The organism is Advenella sp. (assembly GCF_052108595.1).
In the GTDB taxonomy this organism is placed as follows: Bacteria; Pseudomonadota; Gammaproteobacteria; order Burkholderiales; family Burkholderiaceae_B; genus Advenella.
Map to the genome: position 1 here is coordinate 1 of NZ_JBQEAU010000114.1, position 15307 is coordinate 15307.

A 15307-nucleotide genomic window follows, 5' to 3' on the forward strand; every position below is an offset into this window, starting at 1 on the left:
CCTCCACCACAAGCAATTAGCGCTTTTTTCTCGGAAATCATTCAACGATCCCTGGATGATAGACAGCGAAAAGGATGCATGCTTGTGAATTCGGCATTAGAAATTGCGCCCCACGATCCAGAGTTCCGGCAGATTGTCACCAAGGTTCTCGGACATATCGAGGCATTCTTTCGTCGATGCGTCCAAGCCGGTCAACAAGACGGAACGATAACTGCAACCCAATCGGCCACTGACCTGGGGCGGCTACTACTGGGCGTTCATATCGGACTGCGCGTCGTAGCGAGAACACGACCAGAACGAGAATTGCTCGAAGGGATGGTCCGTCCCGCGCTAGCGCTTCTTAAGCCTCAAAATTTTGGAGACTGATTATGCAATATGGAAAGTCGCAGAAAACAATTAATCAACTGACAGCAGAACAACGTCGCGTCACTCAGGAGGCCGGGACCGAACGCCCATTTTCTGGGGAATACAACGATCATACGGAGCCCGGTATCTACGTAGATATCGTATCAGGAGAGCCACTCTTTGCATCGTCCGACAAGTTTGAGTCGGGCTGCGGATGGCCTAGTTTCACTAAACCTATCGTTTCCGCAAACGTCAACACTTTACGCGATACTTCCCACGGAATGACCAGGACTGAAGTTCGGTCAACTCACGGCGACAGCCACCTCGGTCACGTCTTCCAGGATGGCCCACCGGATCGCGGTGGCCAGCGCTACTGCATCAATTCCGCATCGCTCCGATTCATCCCTCGCGAGGATATGGAAAGCGAAGGCTATGGCGAATATCTCGATCAAGTTGAGGAGATTTAACATGCATCAGCGCGCTGTACTCGCTGGAGGTTGCTTCTGGGGAATGCAAGACTTGATCCGAATGTTTCCCGGGGTTATCTCGACTCGTGTCGGCTATACCGGCGGCGACACTCCGAACGCCACCTACCGCAACCATGGGACTCACGCGGAGGGAATCGAAATCGTCTTCAATACAGCTAGAACAAGCTACCGATGTATTCTGGAGTATTTCTTCCAAATCCACGACCCTACGACGCCAAACCGTCAAGGCAGAGACACGGGCAGCTCTTACCGTTCGGCAATTTATTATGTCGACGACGAGCAGAAGCGCGTCGCCGAGGAGACCATAGCCGATGTGGACGCCTCCGGCCTTTGGGGCGGCAAGGTTGTCACAGAGGTTGCCGCTGTCGGAGACTTCTGGGAAGCCGAGCCGGAGCATCAGAATTATCTTGAGAAGCGGCCGGGCGGTTATACCTGTCATTTCCCTCGCCCAAATTGGGTTCTTCCCAAGCAGGAAACCACTAATAAGTCTACAGTAACGCCTGTTCTTGCCGATATGGATGCCCGGTTGTAAGGACAGTACACCATGCACGAATTTTGTGACTTTCAGGATATCGTAGAGCCATTGAGCCGTCTGCGACGTAGTAATGTGTTGCATCACGGCGACCAGCATCACATCTCGTACGATATTACCGCATGGCCTAGTTGAGCATTCACGTGATACTGATCATCGAGAATGGCGAGACTAAGTAACGCAAATGAAAGTCGTGCCGTGTTTTTCGCGTGCAAAAAAAGATCTCTTACGCGAACGGATTTGTCAAAATATGGAAAAAAAGGGAGCAATGGCCCCCTTTTAAAACCTCGAGTACCACATCTTTTTAGGTGCGGTGTTCCTGTCCATTTACTTCAGTTGTTAATGCCGAAAACTGCCACGCAGATCTTGAAAAGAAGCAATGAGGAGCGTAACCGATGCTGCCAACAGAACAAGATCTTTAAGAAGAAATTGCCCCGGTATAGCTGAAATAGCTGGGAATCCACCCGCTGTCATTTCTGCAACGCCAGGCGTGGTTAAAAAGAAGGTCAGAGTAATTACGTAGGTCGCAATTGACATAGCGGATCCCAACACGGAAAAAATAGGTTTAAAAGCACCGAGAATCAACGCTACAGCTGTCCCTAGTTCAAGAACCCCAATCACATAACTAGCCCCTTGAATTCCGAAAAGAGTATGCAACCAACCCATGATGGGGCTGTTCGCAATAAACGGAGCGATCCCGTTCGCCTCGTAGGCGGTAAATTTCATTGCACCAAACCAAAGAAAGACAACAACCAATGCCCATCTGTTGAAAGCCAGAAGAGCGAATGATCCCTCTCCTTTTTCAGCAATTTGTAAATTAAATTGATTAGAGGGAGGGGTGAGATATACTGGGTCGGTCGTAGGCAGAGAAGTTTGACTCATAACATCATCCTTTTATTTAGTGAATAAGAGTCTTTACTTTAGGAGTATCCGGCAAACATATCGAGACTGAATTTCCTCAAAAAAAACCTTAAAAGGATCAAACTCTATAAAATCTTCTTTTCGCTCCTACTTCGTATACCACGATGTCTCAAATTGATTGGCTAAGCCGCCTCCTGCAACTTATTACTGTTACTGGTCAACTTGACGTCCGCTGCGTTTATAGCGCGCCATGGCGCATGAACGAGGCGGCCTCTGCGGCCTACGAAATTCCCTATCACGTCATACTGCATGGACGAGCTATTATCGAAGATCCTGAGACAGAGACAGCACAGGAATTAGTTAGTGGCGATATTGTGCTACTGCCTCATGGATCTGCACACATTTTGCATGATGGTAGTGGGAAAAAACCAAGAATGGCACATGATCGCCAAGGTTCTGCAGGATGGATGCTGAGTGAGAACGACGGTCGGGGTGAACGACTGGACATGTTGTGCGGGAGGTTTCGAATCACACCACCTCATGATCGACTGATTCATAATTATTTGCCTAGACATCTCGTTGTACGAGTCATCGATACAAAGGATGATGCAAGCATTGGCGCAGCGGCAAGACATCTGAGCAGCCTTGTGGATTTGATGCGCATGGAAGCTGACGGCGAAAAGGTGGGCGGATATGCTATCCTCAATGCCTTGTCCTCAGCGTTGTTTACACTGACGCTACGCGCAGCGAGCGAGTCCGAACAAGCGCCAGTAGGACTGTTGGCGTTAACAAGCTATCCACGACTGGCACCCGCCATTTCCGCTATGTTTTCTGACCCACAGAAAAACTGGAATCTACAAAATTTAGCCGATCTATGTAACATGTCACGTGCTACTTTCATGCGGCATTTCCAAGATAAACTGGGGTACTCGGCTTTCGAACTGTTGGTTGATATTCGTATGAGCCTAGCCGCTAACCAACTCAAGAAACCCAATATGACTACCGAGGCCGTAGCCGAACTGGTTGGATATCAGTCCATCTCAGCATTCCGGCGAGTGTTTACCGACAAAATTGGAATGACCCCTGGACAATGGCGTCGTCAGGAACAGCCAGATTCAACACAATAATTGAGGCGATTGAAGCTTACTCATATGAGTAATGATCAGTGTCCAACAGGCAATCTGAATTCGAATTGCGCATTGCTACGACCAGAGCCTGTTTGCACAAATAATATAACCCAGCAACCACAGCTATGAGTTGAAATTTCAGATGATGAAGATGGAATTTGATTACTTGCTCATAAAGAAAGGCGCTTCTAATAATGTAGTGAGCCCCCGGATACAGACAAGCAAGCAATCATTTAGACTGAGTCCTGTCTATGGGGGCTTCTCCACAGACTACATTCATGTTTTACAGAGAAGACAGGAAGCGTCTGAGGAGTGTTTATGGGCATGTGGGTGGTACTGGCTCCCGATAGCAAAAATAGATAGTAGAGAGAGCGCGTATGCGCGAAGAACGGACATGATTACCTCCGGATAGTAAAAGTCGAGTGAATCTGTGGTCGGACGAATAAGTCAAACGTCAGACTCACTCGTTGTGATCAGACCTGCCGCGCGTGCTTTGGCTAACTCAGCCTTGACTTGAGCACGGGTCACTGTCGAACCCTGTGTATTGACCGCAGGCGGGTAATCAGATTCACTATTGCCAATCAGACCAGCTGCGCGTGCTTTGGCCAGTTCAGCCTTGACTTGAGCACGGGTCACTGTCGAGCCTTGCGTATTGGCCGCAGGCGGGTAGCCGGATTCACTAGTAAAGAAGGGATCTTCAGCTCGTGCAGTCTGCGTGCTGACGACGAGAATGGACGAAAGGATAAAAGCGGTTGTACGGAAGGTATGCATAATAATCTCCTAAGAAGTGAGGTAAAAAAAGTTGATGTTGGACGAACGCGGATGGAATATTGCCGTGTTCGCCCCAAAAAGGCTTACGCGACAGACGGAAAATCGACGTCGGTATTGTTGATGCGATTGAAGTTATTGGTAAAAATGGTCAAAGCAATGGCCAGCGAGATATCCGCCAGCTGATTGTCGGTGTAGCCGGCAGCACGGATCGCTGCGAACTCATTCTCGCTAATCGTACCGCTCGTGTTTTGCAACAAGGAAACGAAACGCACCAAGGCATCGCGCTTGCCATCACCGGTGACCTGACCGCTGCGAATAGCGCGTAAAGTCTCGACGGGCAGACCCGCCAGCTTACCAATGAAGCTATGTGCGGCGATGCAGTAGTCGCAACCTGTTTGTGTACTGACCAGCAGCTTGATGGTATGAAGATCCTTGTGGCTCAGGCTGCTTGAAGCCAGGGCGCCTTCAGTGTTGAGCACTGCTGTCAAGGCAGCCGGATTTAGGCAGCCCAGCGTAGCAAATGTGTTCGGAACCCGACCTCCAGCAATCTTCTTAACTTGCTTGTAGACTTCGGCGGTGGCGCCTGTGGCGGACTCGATAGCGGGAATAGTGATGCGGCTCATATGTGACTCCTTTTCGTCAGGTGGGTAAGAGCCTCTACTGTATCTCTGAAAAATGATTATTTCTATACTGTATTTTCTCAAAAAAGAGCTAAAAAGGATCAATGTATAAAACTGGGCAGCGTACATAGCTTTAGTAGCGCCTTCAACATTCGGTCGTCTGCGCGTGTTGCCAATGCTTTCCGAACTGCTGTCGCGCGACCCTGGTCTGCGTCAGTTCCCGACACTCCTTCTCGCGACATGGTGTCCCAAAAACACCAGCCGACCTCGTCAGCCACAACTGCCTGATCTATGGCCAAATGACCGAATGGATGTTTACTGGCCCGCAAGGCCACTTGAGCATCCCGGTGCGTGGCACACTATCCTCCAACAGTGTAGAGACCACCCTGGCTGGCGTGATGGATGGCGTGGGCAACCGAGTGGCACAAGCAACGCGTAAGCGGTTTTATGGCGACGGCAAGGTACCGTACACGCCATCAGAGAACCCTCCCAAGTTCTGATTGGGGAACGAGTGCCACGCCATGCTTGATGACGAGATAGGATTCAGCCTGGTGCCGTGGAAGCCGATGGTTGAGCAGCGATTGGGGCAGCAGATTGCCGCGACAGTGCGCGGCTGCGTCGTGTCTTGGGAGATCGGTCGGAAGCGGGGGCCGTCTGTAGGTTAGCTAGACCATTGTTCGGGCTGTAGCTCGCTCGCCAGTTCCATGACGACTTCGCGCATCCATCGCTGACCGCTGTGGCCGTGGTTGCGCTCGTGCCACAGCATGCTCACGGCGAAGCCCGGCACGGGGAAAGGACATTCGACGATCTTGAGCGTTTCGTGGCGATCGCGTACCAGCCGTTCCGGCACCAAGGCAACAAAGTTCGAGCGGGTGACGATCTCAGGCACGACCAAAAACGATGCTGCGGAAAACGCCACGTTGCGGCGGTAGCCCAGTGCTGTCAGCCCGTCATCCACCGGAGTCGTGAAGTCACCGCCACGTAGCGAGACGATGACGTGCTCCAGCCGCGCGTACTGCTCCACGGAAAGCCCGCGTCGCAGTCCGGGATGCCGTTGTCTACCGATCAGCACGTAGCGTTCGTCGAACAAATGCCGGCTGCGCAAACTGCTAGGGCCATGCTCGGGTGTCATCAGCGCCAGATCCACTTCGCCGCTGGCCATCTGCGCCTCTAACTGGCTCGGATCAAGATGGCGCAAGGCAATCCGTACGCCGGGTGCCCGCTTTCGCAGCGTAACCGCCAATGGCTGGATCACTATCGTTTGCAGGTAGTCGGTGCAAGCAATGGCAACCGTGAGTTGAGCCTTCATCGGGTCGAAGTGGCGATGCTCGCTCAAGGTGGCACGCACCTGATCCAGCGCATGGCGAAGCGGGTCAAGTAGCTCCAGCGCCTTGGCCGTGGGCATCATTCCGTGCTGCATTGGTATCAGCAAAGGATCATCGAACAGTTCGCGCAGGCGGCTCAATTGTGTGCTGACCGCCGGTTGACTGAGGTGCAGGCGCTCGGCTGCTCGGGTCACATTCTGTTCCACCAGGAGGGTTTCCAGAGTGACTAGAAGATTGAGGTTTAGCTTCTTGGTATTCATATATTGAATGGTAGACCAAAAATAATTTAATTTCACAAATACATTGAGGCCATCCAAACTATCACCTTTCTTAATCTCGATCCTTTGTGAAGGCCAAGTTATGCAATTAATCAACAGAAAGAAAGTGCTCATCGTTCATGCACATCCTGAGCGAACATCTGTGACACACCAACTTGCCGAGACAGCTAGCGAGGAGCTGAAAGCCCAAGGCCACGAGGTCATGAAGTCCGACCTGTACGGTATGGGCTGGAAAGCTGTATTCGATGGCCAAGACTTCCCCAAGCGAGCCAATCAGGATCGTCTGTCTTTCATCGAGGAGTCGGGGCATGCGTTCTCTAACGATTGCCAGACGTCCGATGTAGAGGAGGAACAGCGCAAGATTTTGGCGGCCGACGCGGTGATCCTGATCTTCCCCCTATGGTGGTACAGCATGCCGGCGATCATGAAGGGATGGGTGGATCGCGTGTGGGCCTTTGGTTTGGCCTATGGTTACCAAGGGGCCGGCAACGCTTATCGCTACGGCGAAGGCGGCTTTGCGGGAAAGCGTGCGCTGCTAGCAGTCTCCGTTGGCGGGCCAGCGATTGACTATTCGCCTCGGGGCATCAACGGGCCATTGGAGCAACTACTCTTTCCCATCACGCATGGCACCTTATTCTTTCCGGGCATGCAGGTGCTACCGACCTTTGCCGCGTATGGGACGGCTCGCATCGACGACAACGGAATTGCTCAAGCAACTACCGCCTGGCGCAACCGGGTGAAGCGGCTATTCGACGACGAGCCGATTGCTTTCCGCCCACAGAACGGCGGCGACTATCCGGATCGTCACGTGCTGGCTGACCACGTTGCACCGAATCAGACCGGCTTGACGGCGCACATCGCCAGCACCTCTCGCCCCGTGGCATCCAGGGAAAGCTGTGCCTCTGTTTCCGCTGCCGTATTGGAGAACTGAGATGAAGTCAATCGTGATCCTCACACGCAAAACGGACGCTTCTGGCGAAGCGCTGGCAAGCCTCGCAGCGCAGGAACTGGAGGCTGTCTGGCAAGGCTTCGCCACAGGTAGGGTGCGTGCCGCACATGGGCTGCTGGAAGGCGCAGGCGCGGTGCTGGAGCTGGAAACAGCCACTTCAGATGAAGCGATGCACTTTGTAGAAGGCCTGCCTTATGTGGCGCAAAAGCTGCTCGACGTGCAGTGCTATGCCCTGACGCCATTTTCCGGCTTCGCATTGCTGGCGACGAGATGAGCACGACGTAGCCGCTAGTTAGGTTGCCCCGCAGAGGTTTTTGACGCTTGTTGCATCCTGGCCGCCGCGACGAGCTTCACTTTGCTCCTTCGGCAGAACCTTGGTGCTGAGAGCACCAGCAGGATCAAGAATGGAACTGAGACACCTTCGCTGCTTTTTGGCTGTGGCCGAAGAACTTCACTTCGCTCGTGCGGCGGAGCGGCTGCACATCGAGCAGTCGCCGCTGTCGCGGGCCATCAAGGAACTGGAGGAAGAACTGAGTGTGTCTCTGTTTGCGCGCACCACCCGGAGTACACAGTTGACCCGCGCGGGCAAGCTGTTCCTTGAACATGTACCCCGGATTTTCACTGCGCTTGAGCAAGCGCGCGACAGCGTAAGGGCTGCGGCGAGTGGCTTCCATGGTCAGTTACGCATTGCCTTGTCCGATGGCGTTACGCCGTCGCGGTTGCCCGCTTTGTTGGCACAGTGCCGCCTGGACGAACCGGAGGTCGATATTCGCCTGTTCGAGGTGCCGTTGTCGCAACAGCTCAAGGGACTGAATGATGATTTGTACGACGTGGGCTTTGCGCAGTCTGACGACGTGGGTGGGTGAGCGGTATTTTACCAAGCACGGTCGTGATCCCCTAGCAAAAAGCCCGACAAACTCCTAGAGCGCAAAATTACTTTCCAATCCCTAATGGAGTAAGCGCAAATGTCGGTAATCGACAAAAGCTTTCTTTGTGGTGCCTGTAGTAATCAAAGCGAGGCACCTCCGCTGAATATTAGAACCTGTCATTGTCGTCGATGCCAGAAGGCTACCGGTTCTGCTTTTTATTCCAGGGTCATGGTGCTATTGGACAGCTACGATCAAATCAAACTTACTCATTCACTCTAGGAGAAGGGCAGGATCATGAATATTCGCGTCGGAATTGTTGGTATTAGCGGTTTTGGCGGCGGCGAGGCGATGCGCCTAATCGCAAGCCACCCGTCTTTCGAGCTAGTCTACGCTGCTGGCGATGGTAGCGCCGGCAGCCGGTTGGTAGACCGCTTTCCTGGCCTGCCAGCAAAGCTGGCTGAACTTGTGATCCAAAAGTGGGACCCGGTGACGCTACCGAAACTTGACGTGCTGTTCGCGTCGCTGCCCACAGGCACCTCGACTGAAGCGCTTGCGCGTGTCCCCAAAAGCGTAAAAATCGTCGATATCGGTGGCGACCACCGGTACGCCGAGGGATGGGTGTACGGCCTAGCCGACGTTTGGCCAACCCAGATCGAGGGGCAGGTCCGTGTTTCCAATCCAGGTTGCTTTCCTGCGGCGACGCTCAACGCGTTAGCGCCGCTGCTGGTCAACAAACTGATCGAGCCTAGCAACATTGTGATTGACGCCAAGACTGGCATTTCAGGTGCTGGCCGAGGCAACGCCGACAGCACGTTCGGATACGCCGAGAGCAACGAGAACTTAGTGCCCTACGGGCTGCTGAAGCACGCCCATATGCCCGAGATTGCAAAGACGATTGAGCGGCTGAGTGGTAGCAGCGCTACCGGGCTGGTGTTCACTCCGCACTTGGTGCCGATGACTCGCGGCGTACTTGTCACGATTTACTGTCGTGGCGATGCTACTACAAGCCAGTGCCTGGACGCAGCCATACGCTTTTATGCTGAACGAGCGTTTGTCCGAGTGACCGACAAGCCGCCGCAGACCAAATGGGCTACCGGCTCGAACCTCTCGTTCGTCAGTTATGCAGCCGATCCGAAGCGCAACTTGGTGATCGCAATGGGTGTGGTCGACAATTTAGGCAAAGGTGCCGCTGGTCAAGCTATGCAGAATGCAAATTTGATCTGCGGTCTTTCAGAAGCTGTAGGGCTTGACGGCGCACCTGTTTGGCCCTAATTTCTAGATGTTTCGTATGTTCGATTTTCTGAAAAATGAAATTTTACTATGCTAAAAAATCATTTGGATTGCCACACAAACCCCTGATACTCTCTTCGCAATCCATGCTCGATAAACTATGATTAACATCAAAGTGCTAATCAATAATTTAAACGTAGCACATAGCAGTAGTTAATCTGCTCCTCAATTGTCATCGTAAGTATCAGGCTGTATCTGCCGCAGCAAAGTGAGCCATCTGGTCATCGTATGCTTTAAGGAACGCGGGTCGCGCTGTGGCGCGAGCGACGTAGTCGTTGCAAGCAGGGTAATTTGCAAGCCCATCGAACAGGTTCACCGGCCGAAGCACGTCCGCCATCAATAGGTCGGCTACTGTGAATCGTCCAGCTACGAGCCACTCGCGGCGTTTTAATATCGCTTCCATCTGATCGAGCCTCGCCTTCAAGAAGTCTTCCACGAACTTGGCCTCTGGCGCTTCTCCAGGAAAGCCCATGAACCGGAATAGCGCCCACGGTTGGCTGGGCAGGTCGATAGAGTTTAAAGCTGCAATAACCCACTGCACTACCTCGGCTCGACCGTGCGGGTCTGTTGGTATAAGTGCCGAGCTTTTCTCGCCGAGATGCAATAGGATCGCGCCGCTCTCGAAAATGGTGAGGTCGCCATCGGTAAGCCAAGGAACCTGGCCGAAGGGCTGCGCCGCGTAGTGTTCGGGGCCTCGATCTCGAAACGATGTGCTTTCGACCCGATAGGCTAAAGCGGCCTCTTCCAAAGCCCAACGTATCCGCAAATCTCGCACAAAGCCGCGCGGCATCTTGGGAACCCAGTCGTATGTGGTGAGGATCAGTTCGCTCATGGAAGACTCCTAGGTTGACAGAAAGATTTGCGGATGGCTCACAGCAGTATAGGTCAACAGCAGCAGGAGAAGCAATCCTAACGTCGGCGCAAACTCCCGCCCAGAAAGCCTGATGCGATATGTTAGGTTGGGTCTTTACCATCGCTGATTTACGCGAATGACAGTACGAGTCAAAACATCTACCGACTTTGCATACGTTAGAAGTAGCGGTACCAAGCCAATGGTACGACGCGTTCTACGCCGAAACCGCTGCTGTTGTGGTTTTGCACTTCACCGGGTCTGCTTAAGGAATTCGGTCAACGCCCGCTCAAATTGGTCAGGCTGATCGAGCATAATAAAATGAAAGCTACCATCAATGCGTTGGAATATAGCCTTAGAAGCTGAGTGGTAAGCGTTCTTATACATGCTGTCCACAGCAGCAGGCGGAATACCATAGGCAGCATCATACGCATAGATAACCTTTACAGGAGCACGGATGTGCTTAAGCTCCGGTCTAAGATCCGTTGTCATTAACTCGTAGGTTGCATTCGCAACCGTTTTGCGGTCAGACTGCATACCTGATCTGACAATCGCTGGCCGTTCCTCCTCGGTTTTGACAAGGTTGGCGATCGCCTCGGTTTGTGCCGCAAGTGTTTGATCTGATGGCGCCGCTAGCATTGCACTTCTGATCATTTCGGCACGAGGCTTCACTGTCTCGGGAGTAGCCAGGGGATCAAACAGCAAGCTATAAAACGGCAGAGCATCGACGATAGTGAGTGAGCCTACCAGCTCTGGATAGCGAGCGCCAAGCATGAGTGCAATTTCACCACCCAAAGAGTGTCCGATGATTGCCGGTGTCAGAATATGCTCATCGCGGATATAATTTGCAATGGCTTGCGCTGCCGGTTTGGCCACACCGTTTTCCGTATTGGCCGCAGGAGCGGATTCGGCAAAACCGGAAATCTGAACTAAGTGCAGTTTGTAATTTTTCCGCAGCTTAACAGCCTGCTTGCTCCAGACTTCTCGCGACGAAGCGAGTCCTGGAATTAAAATTAGATCGGGCCCTTCGCCTTCGGTCGTGATGGAAATCCACTCGTTCCAGGGCGCCGTGTTTGTGCCCGAAGACGTATTGGCAAACGAAGTGGATGCAAAGGACAGCATGACGCCGATGAGCGTTGGGAGGTGACGAATACGCATAAGGGAATATTTTTTTGAAGCGCTAATGAGTAGAGGCCGGTAAATTATAAGTGAACTACGCCAAAACGATCGCTCATCTTCTACATCAATGGCAGCGCAAGACCAATGGCGCCCAGGCGCAGCGAATATTTTTGCACTCCATTCAGATACCCGCCCGGCATTTCAAGACGAAGCAGTTAATAAGTACAATTATTAACTACAGTTTCTTTACTTATAGCATCTTAAAAAGATAAAAATATTTACACTGTTCATTGATGCTGATTAGCACCGCCGGAACTCTACATCGTGCCCACAGAACGGTAAATCGGCTAACTCAATGGGTGCAATAGTAAGTGGCTAAGCTGCAATCTGCTCCTGTCGGTCCGTCATTCCCCGTGAACTACAGTCACCGCATTTAAACGTGCTCAAAATAAGATCCACAAAACTGCGCACTTTGGGATCCATATACCGGCTTGATGCGAATACGGCGTGAACAGGAGCGGGGGCATCTGCCCAATCAGGAAGTACCCATGACAATGTGCCATCGGTCACATACGGCTCAGCCATGAAACGGGGCAACTGCGCGATACCAAGTCCTGCAAGAGCCAGGTTTCTCGCGGAGATCGTACTATTGACCGCACAGCGCGGGGACGCCGTTATCCTCTCTGTGTTTGATCCATTGACAAGGGTCCAGTTCGAGCGGCCACGCGCCCTCGTCATGATCAGATCGTGATGCTTCAGATCGCTAACTGTGGACAACTCCGGTCCGCGATTCAGATAATCCGGGGCGGCATACAGCCCGAAAACCATCTCGCCGAGCTTGCGCGCAGAGAGCCCTGAATCATCGAGCGTACCGACGCGAATCGCGACATCGAACCCCTCATGAATGATGTCGACCTGGCGGCTCGTGTATTCCGCCTCCACCGTCACCTTCGGTGACTGCCGCAAAAACGCCGCGATCCATTCGTCCACGACCATCGTCCCGAACTCGGCGCCCGCCGTGATTTTGATCAGTCCTTTTGGCTCTCTGGACTGTTGCGCTACTGAAGCCTGGGCTGCCTCGGCGGCAGTCAGGATACACATGGCGCGTTCGAAGTAGTCGCGCCCGACCTCGGTGACGCTAAGACGACGTGTCGATCGGGTAAGAAGCTGAGCACCGAGTTTTTCTTCCATACGTCGGACGATGCGGCTGACGCGCGCCTTATCCGTGCCGAGTCGATCCGCGGCCGCCGTGAAGGAGCCATCGGTCACAACTGCCGCGAATAATCTCATTTCTGGTAGATCTATTGATGTGCTCGTAGACATAGTAGGTAACTTTTAACTTAGGTATCAACCAACAGACCGAGGTGAACCCGACCCTCTGGAACGGCTTGATTAAACTCGTAGCAATTATTGTCTTTATAGACAACAGTCTATCTTATTTTTAACTATTTATCTATTTTAGGGTTAAGACTATATTGTAATCAATTGGCATTTGACCTCGCCAGACCGAAACGAATTCTGCACTCTGCGCTGCACGACACACGGTATTTCCGTTGTGATCCAGCGTCCCCGTTTTGATTTTTTCTTTCATTTTCAACAGAAGCACCTTCAATGTATTCCTCCATTATGTCTTACCGCAAGCGATCAATATTGGCCGCCTGGGTTGTCTGTGCCATCACCGTCATGATGCTGACTGGTTGCAGTGACCAGCCCAAAACGGCGTCCATGGCACCTCCATCAGTCAGCGTCGCCCAAGTAGCGCTGCAAGACGTCAGACTGTGGGATGACTACAACGGCCGTATTAATGCGGTCGAAACCGTTAAACTGCGCCCGCGCGTCTCCGGCTACATTGAGCGCGTCACCTTCACCGAAGGCAAGGAGGTGCACAAGGGCGATGTGCTGTTCGTCATCGATGCGCGCAGCTACCGCACTGTCTTGGCACAGGCCAAAGCCCAACTGGCGCGCGCCCGCGCGCATGCCAGCCAAAGTGCCAGCGAAGCCAAACGGGCGCAGGTCCTGGTCGCTCAGCGGGCCGTGTCTACGGAGATGTACGAACAACGACGCACCGCCGCCGCAGTCGCACAAACGGATGCGCAAGCGGCGGAGGCAGCCGTGAGTGCTGCGCTTCTGAACGTTGAGTGGACACAAGTGCGCGCACCGATTTCGGGTCTTGCAGGTAGGGCCGAAGTCACAGCCGGCAATCTGGTCAGCGCCGACGATGCAGGCAGTGTACTGACCACGCTGGTCTCGCAGGACAAGGTACACGTGTATTTCAACGCCGATGAAAGTGCGTTCCTGCACTATGCGCAAATGACGCGCAACGGTCGGCGTGGTAGCGAGCAGGACGGCAAGTTGCCCGTACAGGTCGGCTTATCCGACGAAGATGGATTCCCGCATCGCGGTACCGTCGACTTTCTTGACAACCAGGTCGACAGCAATACCGGCACCATTCGTATGCGTGCCGTACTGGACAACAAAGACGGGGCTCTCACTCCCGGCCTGTTTGCACGCGTGCGCCTGCTCGGTAGCGGGCAGTTCGATGCGCTGCTGATCAACGACAAGGCGGTGTTGACCGACCAGGATCGCAAATACGTGTGGATTGTTGACGAGAACGGTAAGGCCCAGCGCCACGACGTCAAGCTTGGCCGCAAGGCCAACGGCCTGCGCATTGTCGAAAGCGGCCTCGTCCCTGGCGACAAGGTGATCGTCGACGGCGTGGATAAAGTGTACATGCCAGGCCTTCCGGTTGATGCGAAAGCCGTGCCGATGCAGCCGATCGCAGCCAACGTCGCGAAGAACTGAGGAAATCGGCGCCATGGATTTTTCAAAGTTTTTCATCAACCGCCCGATCTTCGCTGCGGTCCTGTCTATCGTGATTTTCGCCGCCGGCCTGATTACGATCCCGATCCTGCCGGCTGACGAATACCCTAACGTCGTGCCACCGTCAGTGGTGGTGCGCACCGTGTATCCGGGCGCCAACCCCAAGGTCATTGCCGAAACCGTGTCCGCCCCCCTGGAAGAAGCGATCAACGGCGTCGAAGGCATGATGTACTCGAAGTCGGTCGCCGGCTCTGATGGCGTGCTGCAGATGACTGTGACGTTTCGCCCTGGCACTAACGCCGACGATGCCACCGTGCGTGTGCAGAACCGCGTTGCCCAGGCGCAAGCGCGTCTGCCCGAAGACGTGCGCCGCCAGGGCGTGACCGTACAAAAGCAGTCACCGACATTCCTGATGGTTGTTAACCTCGTCTCGCCGGACGACCACTACGATTCGCAGTATCTGCGAAATTACGCGCGCTTGCATGTCAAGGACACGCTTGCACGGATTCCCGGTGTCGGCGACGTCGGGGTGTTTGGCGGCGGCGACTACGCGATGCGAGCCTGGCTCGATCCTGGAAAGATCGCCGCCCGCAACCTGACCGCAAGCGACGTCGTCACGGCAATGCGCGAGCAGAACGTGCAAGTGTCAGCTGGCCAGATTGGCGCCGAACCGATGCCCAATAGTCAATTTCTGAGCTTAATTAATGCGAAGGGACGATTGACCACCGTCGAGGAATTCGGCGATATCGTGCTCAAGAGCGGTCGCGACGGCCAGATTGTGCGCCTGCGCGACGTGGCCCGTCTGGAGCTTGGCGCAAACGACTATAGCTTGCGCGCACAATTGGACGGCAAGAACACCGTGGCGTTGCCAATATTCCAGACACCTGGCGCCAATGTGCTGGACATCCGAAACCAGGTGATTACCACGATGGATGAGATCCAGAAGGGATTCCCACCCGGCGTCAGCTATGAGTCGGTGTATGACACCACCATCTTTGTGCGCGACTCGATCACGGCAGTCGTCAGCACGCTGCTGGAGGCAGTGCTGCTGGTCGTGTTGGTG

Annotated in this window: 17 protein-coding genes and 3 pseudogenes; 13 read left to right on the top strand and 7 right to left on the bottom strand. The window is 53.6% G+C overall.

What is annotated here, in order from left to right; all coding sequences use genetic code 11:
- The 3 genes from ACTIKR_RS17105 to msrA form a co-directional block, all read left to right on the top strand.
- A partial coding sequence (locus ACTIKR_RS17105; protein ID WP_442328488.1) for a TetR family transcriptional regulator C-terminal domain-containing protein occupies nucleotides 1-366 on the top strand: 366 nt, incomplete at its 5' end.
- 2 nt (nucleotides 367-368) lie between these two features.
- Nucleotides 369-812, top strand: coding sequence for a peptide-methionine (R)-S-oxide reductase MsrB (msrB, locus tag ACTIKR_RS17110; RefSeq protein WP_442328489.1), 444 nt, complete (start codon nucleotides 369-371; stop codon nucleotides 810-812).
- A gap of 1 nt (nucleotide 813) precedes the next feature.
- On the top strand, nucleotides 814-1365 hold the full coding sequence (gene msrA / locus ACTIKR_RS17115) for a peptide-methionine (S)-S-oxide reductase MsrA (protein WP_442328490.1): 552 nt from the start codon (nucleotides 814-816) through the stop codon (nucleotides 1363-1365).
- Between the two features lie 339 nt (nucleotides 1366-1704).
- Here the strand turns inward: msrA and ACTIKR_RS17120 are convergent, their stop codons facing one another.
- Complete coding sequence (locus tag ACTIKR_RS17120) at nucleotides 1705-2247, bottom strand: YkgB family protein (protein WP_442328491.1); 543 nt, start codon at nucleotides 2245-2247, stop codon at nucleotides 1705-1707.
- A gap of 143 nt (nucleotides 2248-2390) precedes the next feature.
- Here ACTIKR_RS17120 and ACTIKR_RS17125 point away from each other — a divergent pair, with 143 nt between their 5' ends.
- Complete coding sequence (locus tag ACTIKR_RS17125) at nucleotides 2391-3353, top strand: AraC family transcriptional regulator (protein ID WP_442328492.1); 963 nt, start codon at nucleotides 2391-2393, stop codon at nucleotides 3351-3353.
- 447 nt (nucleotides 3354-3800) lie between these two features.
- On the opposite strand, the gene ACTIKR_RS17130 is transcribed toward ACTIKR_RS17125, so the two are convergent.
- Both ACTIKR_RS17130 and ACTIKR_RS17135 read right to left on the bottom strand, forming a co-directional pair.
- Entirely contained in the window at nucleotides 3801-4124 is a 324-nt protein-coding gene (locus ACTIKR_RS17130; RefSeq protein ID WP_442328493.1) for a DUF4148 domain-containing protein, read from the bottom strand.
- 83 nt (nucleotides 4125-4207) lie between these two features.
- Entirely contained in the window at nucleotides 4208-4747 is a 540-nt protein-coding gene (locus tag ACTIKR_RS17135; protein ID WP_442328494.1) for a carboxymuconolactone decarboxylase family protein, read from the bottom strand.
- A 398-nt stretch (nucleotides 4748-5145) separates the two neighbouring features.
- On the opposite strand from ACTIKR_RS17135, the pseudogene ACTIKR_RS17140 reads away from it, so the two are divergent.
- Both ACTIKR_RS17140 and ACTIKR_RS17145 read left to right on the top strand, forming a co-directional pair.
- Nucleotides 5146-5244: pseudogene (locus ACTIKR_RS17140) on the top strand (entry exclusion lipoprotein TrbK); the annotation flags it as partial.
- Between the two features lie 15 nt (nucleotides 5245-5259).
- Nucleotides 5260-5409: pseudogene (locus tag ACTIKR_RS17145) on the top strand (DUF3363 domain-containing protein); the annotation flags it as partial.
- On the opposite strand, the gene ACTIKR_RS17150 reads toward ACTIKR_RS17145, so the two are convergent.
- The gene (locus tag ACTIKR_RS17150) at nucleotides 5406-6386 is read right to left on the bottom strand and encodes a LysR family transcriptional regulator (RefSeq protein WP_442328495.1); all 981 of its coding nucleotides are present in this window, start codon (nucleotides 6384-6386) and stop codon (nucleotides 5406-5408) included. The pseudogene ACTIKR_RS17145 and the gene ACTIKR_RS17150 sit on opposite strands and share 4 nt — an antisense overlap.
- A gap of 43 nt (nucleotides 6387-6429) precedes the next feature.
- On the opposite strand from ACTIKR_RS17150, the gene ACTIKR_RS17155 reads away from it, so the two are divergent.
- From ACTIKR_RS17155 to argC, 5 genes and pseudogenes are all read left to right on the top strand, one after another.
- On the top strand, nucleotides 6430-7278 hold the full coding sequence (locus ACTIKR_RS17155) for an NAD(P)H-dependent oxidoreductase (RefSeq protein ID WP_442328496.1): 849 nt from the start codon (nucleotides 6430-6432) through the stop codon (nucleotides 7276-7278).
- 1 nt (nucleotide 7279) lies between these two features.
- On the top strand, nucleotides 7280-7570 hold the full coding sequence (locus ACTIKR_RS17160) for a hypothetical protein (RefSeq protein ID WP_442328497.1): 291 nt from the start codon (nucleotides 7280-7282) through the stop codon (nucleotides 7568-7570).
- 130 nt (nucleotides 7571-7700) lie between these two features.
- A pseudogene (locus ACTIKR_RS17165) lies at nucleotides 7701-8156 on the top strand (LysR family transcriptional regulator); the annotation flags it as partial.
- Nucleotides 8157-8261: 105 nt separating this feature from the next.
- Complete coding sequence (locus tag ACTIKR_RS17170; protein WP_442328498.1) at nucleotides 8262-8444, top strand: GFA family protein; 183 nt, start codon at nucleotides 8262-8264, stop codon at nucleotides 8442-8444.
- A 15-nt stretch (nucleotides 8445-8459) separates the two neighbouring features.
- Entirely contained in the window at nucleotides 8460-9437 is a 978-nt protein-coding gene (argC, locus tag ACTIKR_RS17175) for an N-acetyl-gamma-glutamyl-phosphate reductase (RefSeq protein WP_442328499.1), read from the top strand.
- Between the two features lie 202 nt (nucleotides 9438-9639).
- On the opposite strand, the gene ACTIKR_RS17180 is transcribed toward argC, so the two are convergent.
- The 3 genes from ACTIKR_RS17180 to ACTIKR_RS17190 form a co-directional block, all read right to left on the bottom strand.
- Nucleotides 9640-10287: a glutathione S-transferase family protein gene (locus ACTIKR_RS17180; protein ID WP_442328500.1), complete on the bottom strand. Its 648-nt coding sequence runs from the start codon at nucleotides 10285-10287 to the stop codon at nucleotides 9640-9642.
- Nucleotides 10288-10557: 270 nt separating this feature from the next.
- Nucleotides 10558-11463 carry an alpha/beta fold hydrolase gene (locus tag ACTIKR_RS17185; RefSeq protein WP_442328501.1) on the bottom strand — a complete coding sequence of 302 codons (906 nt, stop codon included), beginning with the start codon at nucleotides 11461-11463 and terminating at the stop codon, nucleotides 10558-10560.
- Between the two features lie 336 nt (nucleotides 11464-11799).
- On the bottom strand, nucleotides 11800-12747 hold the full coding sequence (locus ACTIKR_RS17190) for a LysR family transcriptional regulator (RefSeq protein WP_442328502.1): 948 nt from the start codon (nucleotides 12745-12747) through the stop codon (nucleotides 11800-11802).
- Between the two features lie 288 nt (nucleotides 12748-13035).
- Here ACTIKR_RS17190 and ACTIKR_RS17195 point away from each other — a divergent pair, with 288 nt between their 5' ends.
- Together ACTIKR_RS17195 and ACTIKR_RS17200 are read left to right on the top strand one after the other, a co-directional pair.
- Nucleotides 13036-14226: an efflux RND transporter periplasmic adaptor subunit gene (locus tag ACTIKR_RS17195; protein WP_442328503.1), complete on the top strand. Its 1191-nt coding sequence runs from the start codon at nucleotides 13036-13038 to the stop codon at nucleotides 14224-14226.
- Nucleotides 14227-14239: 13 nt separating this feature from the next.
- Nucleotides 14240-15307 (top strand): efflux RND transporter permease subunit (locus tag ACTIKR_RS17200; protein WP_442328504.1); only part of this gene is annotated, 1068 nt, incomplete at its 3' end.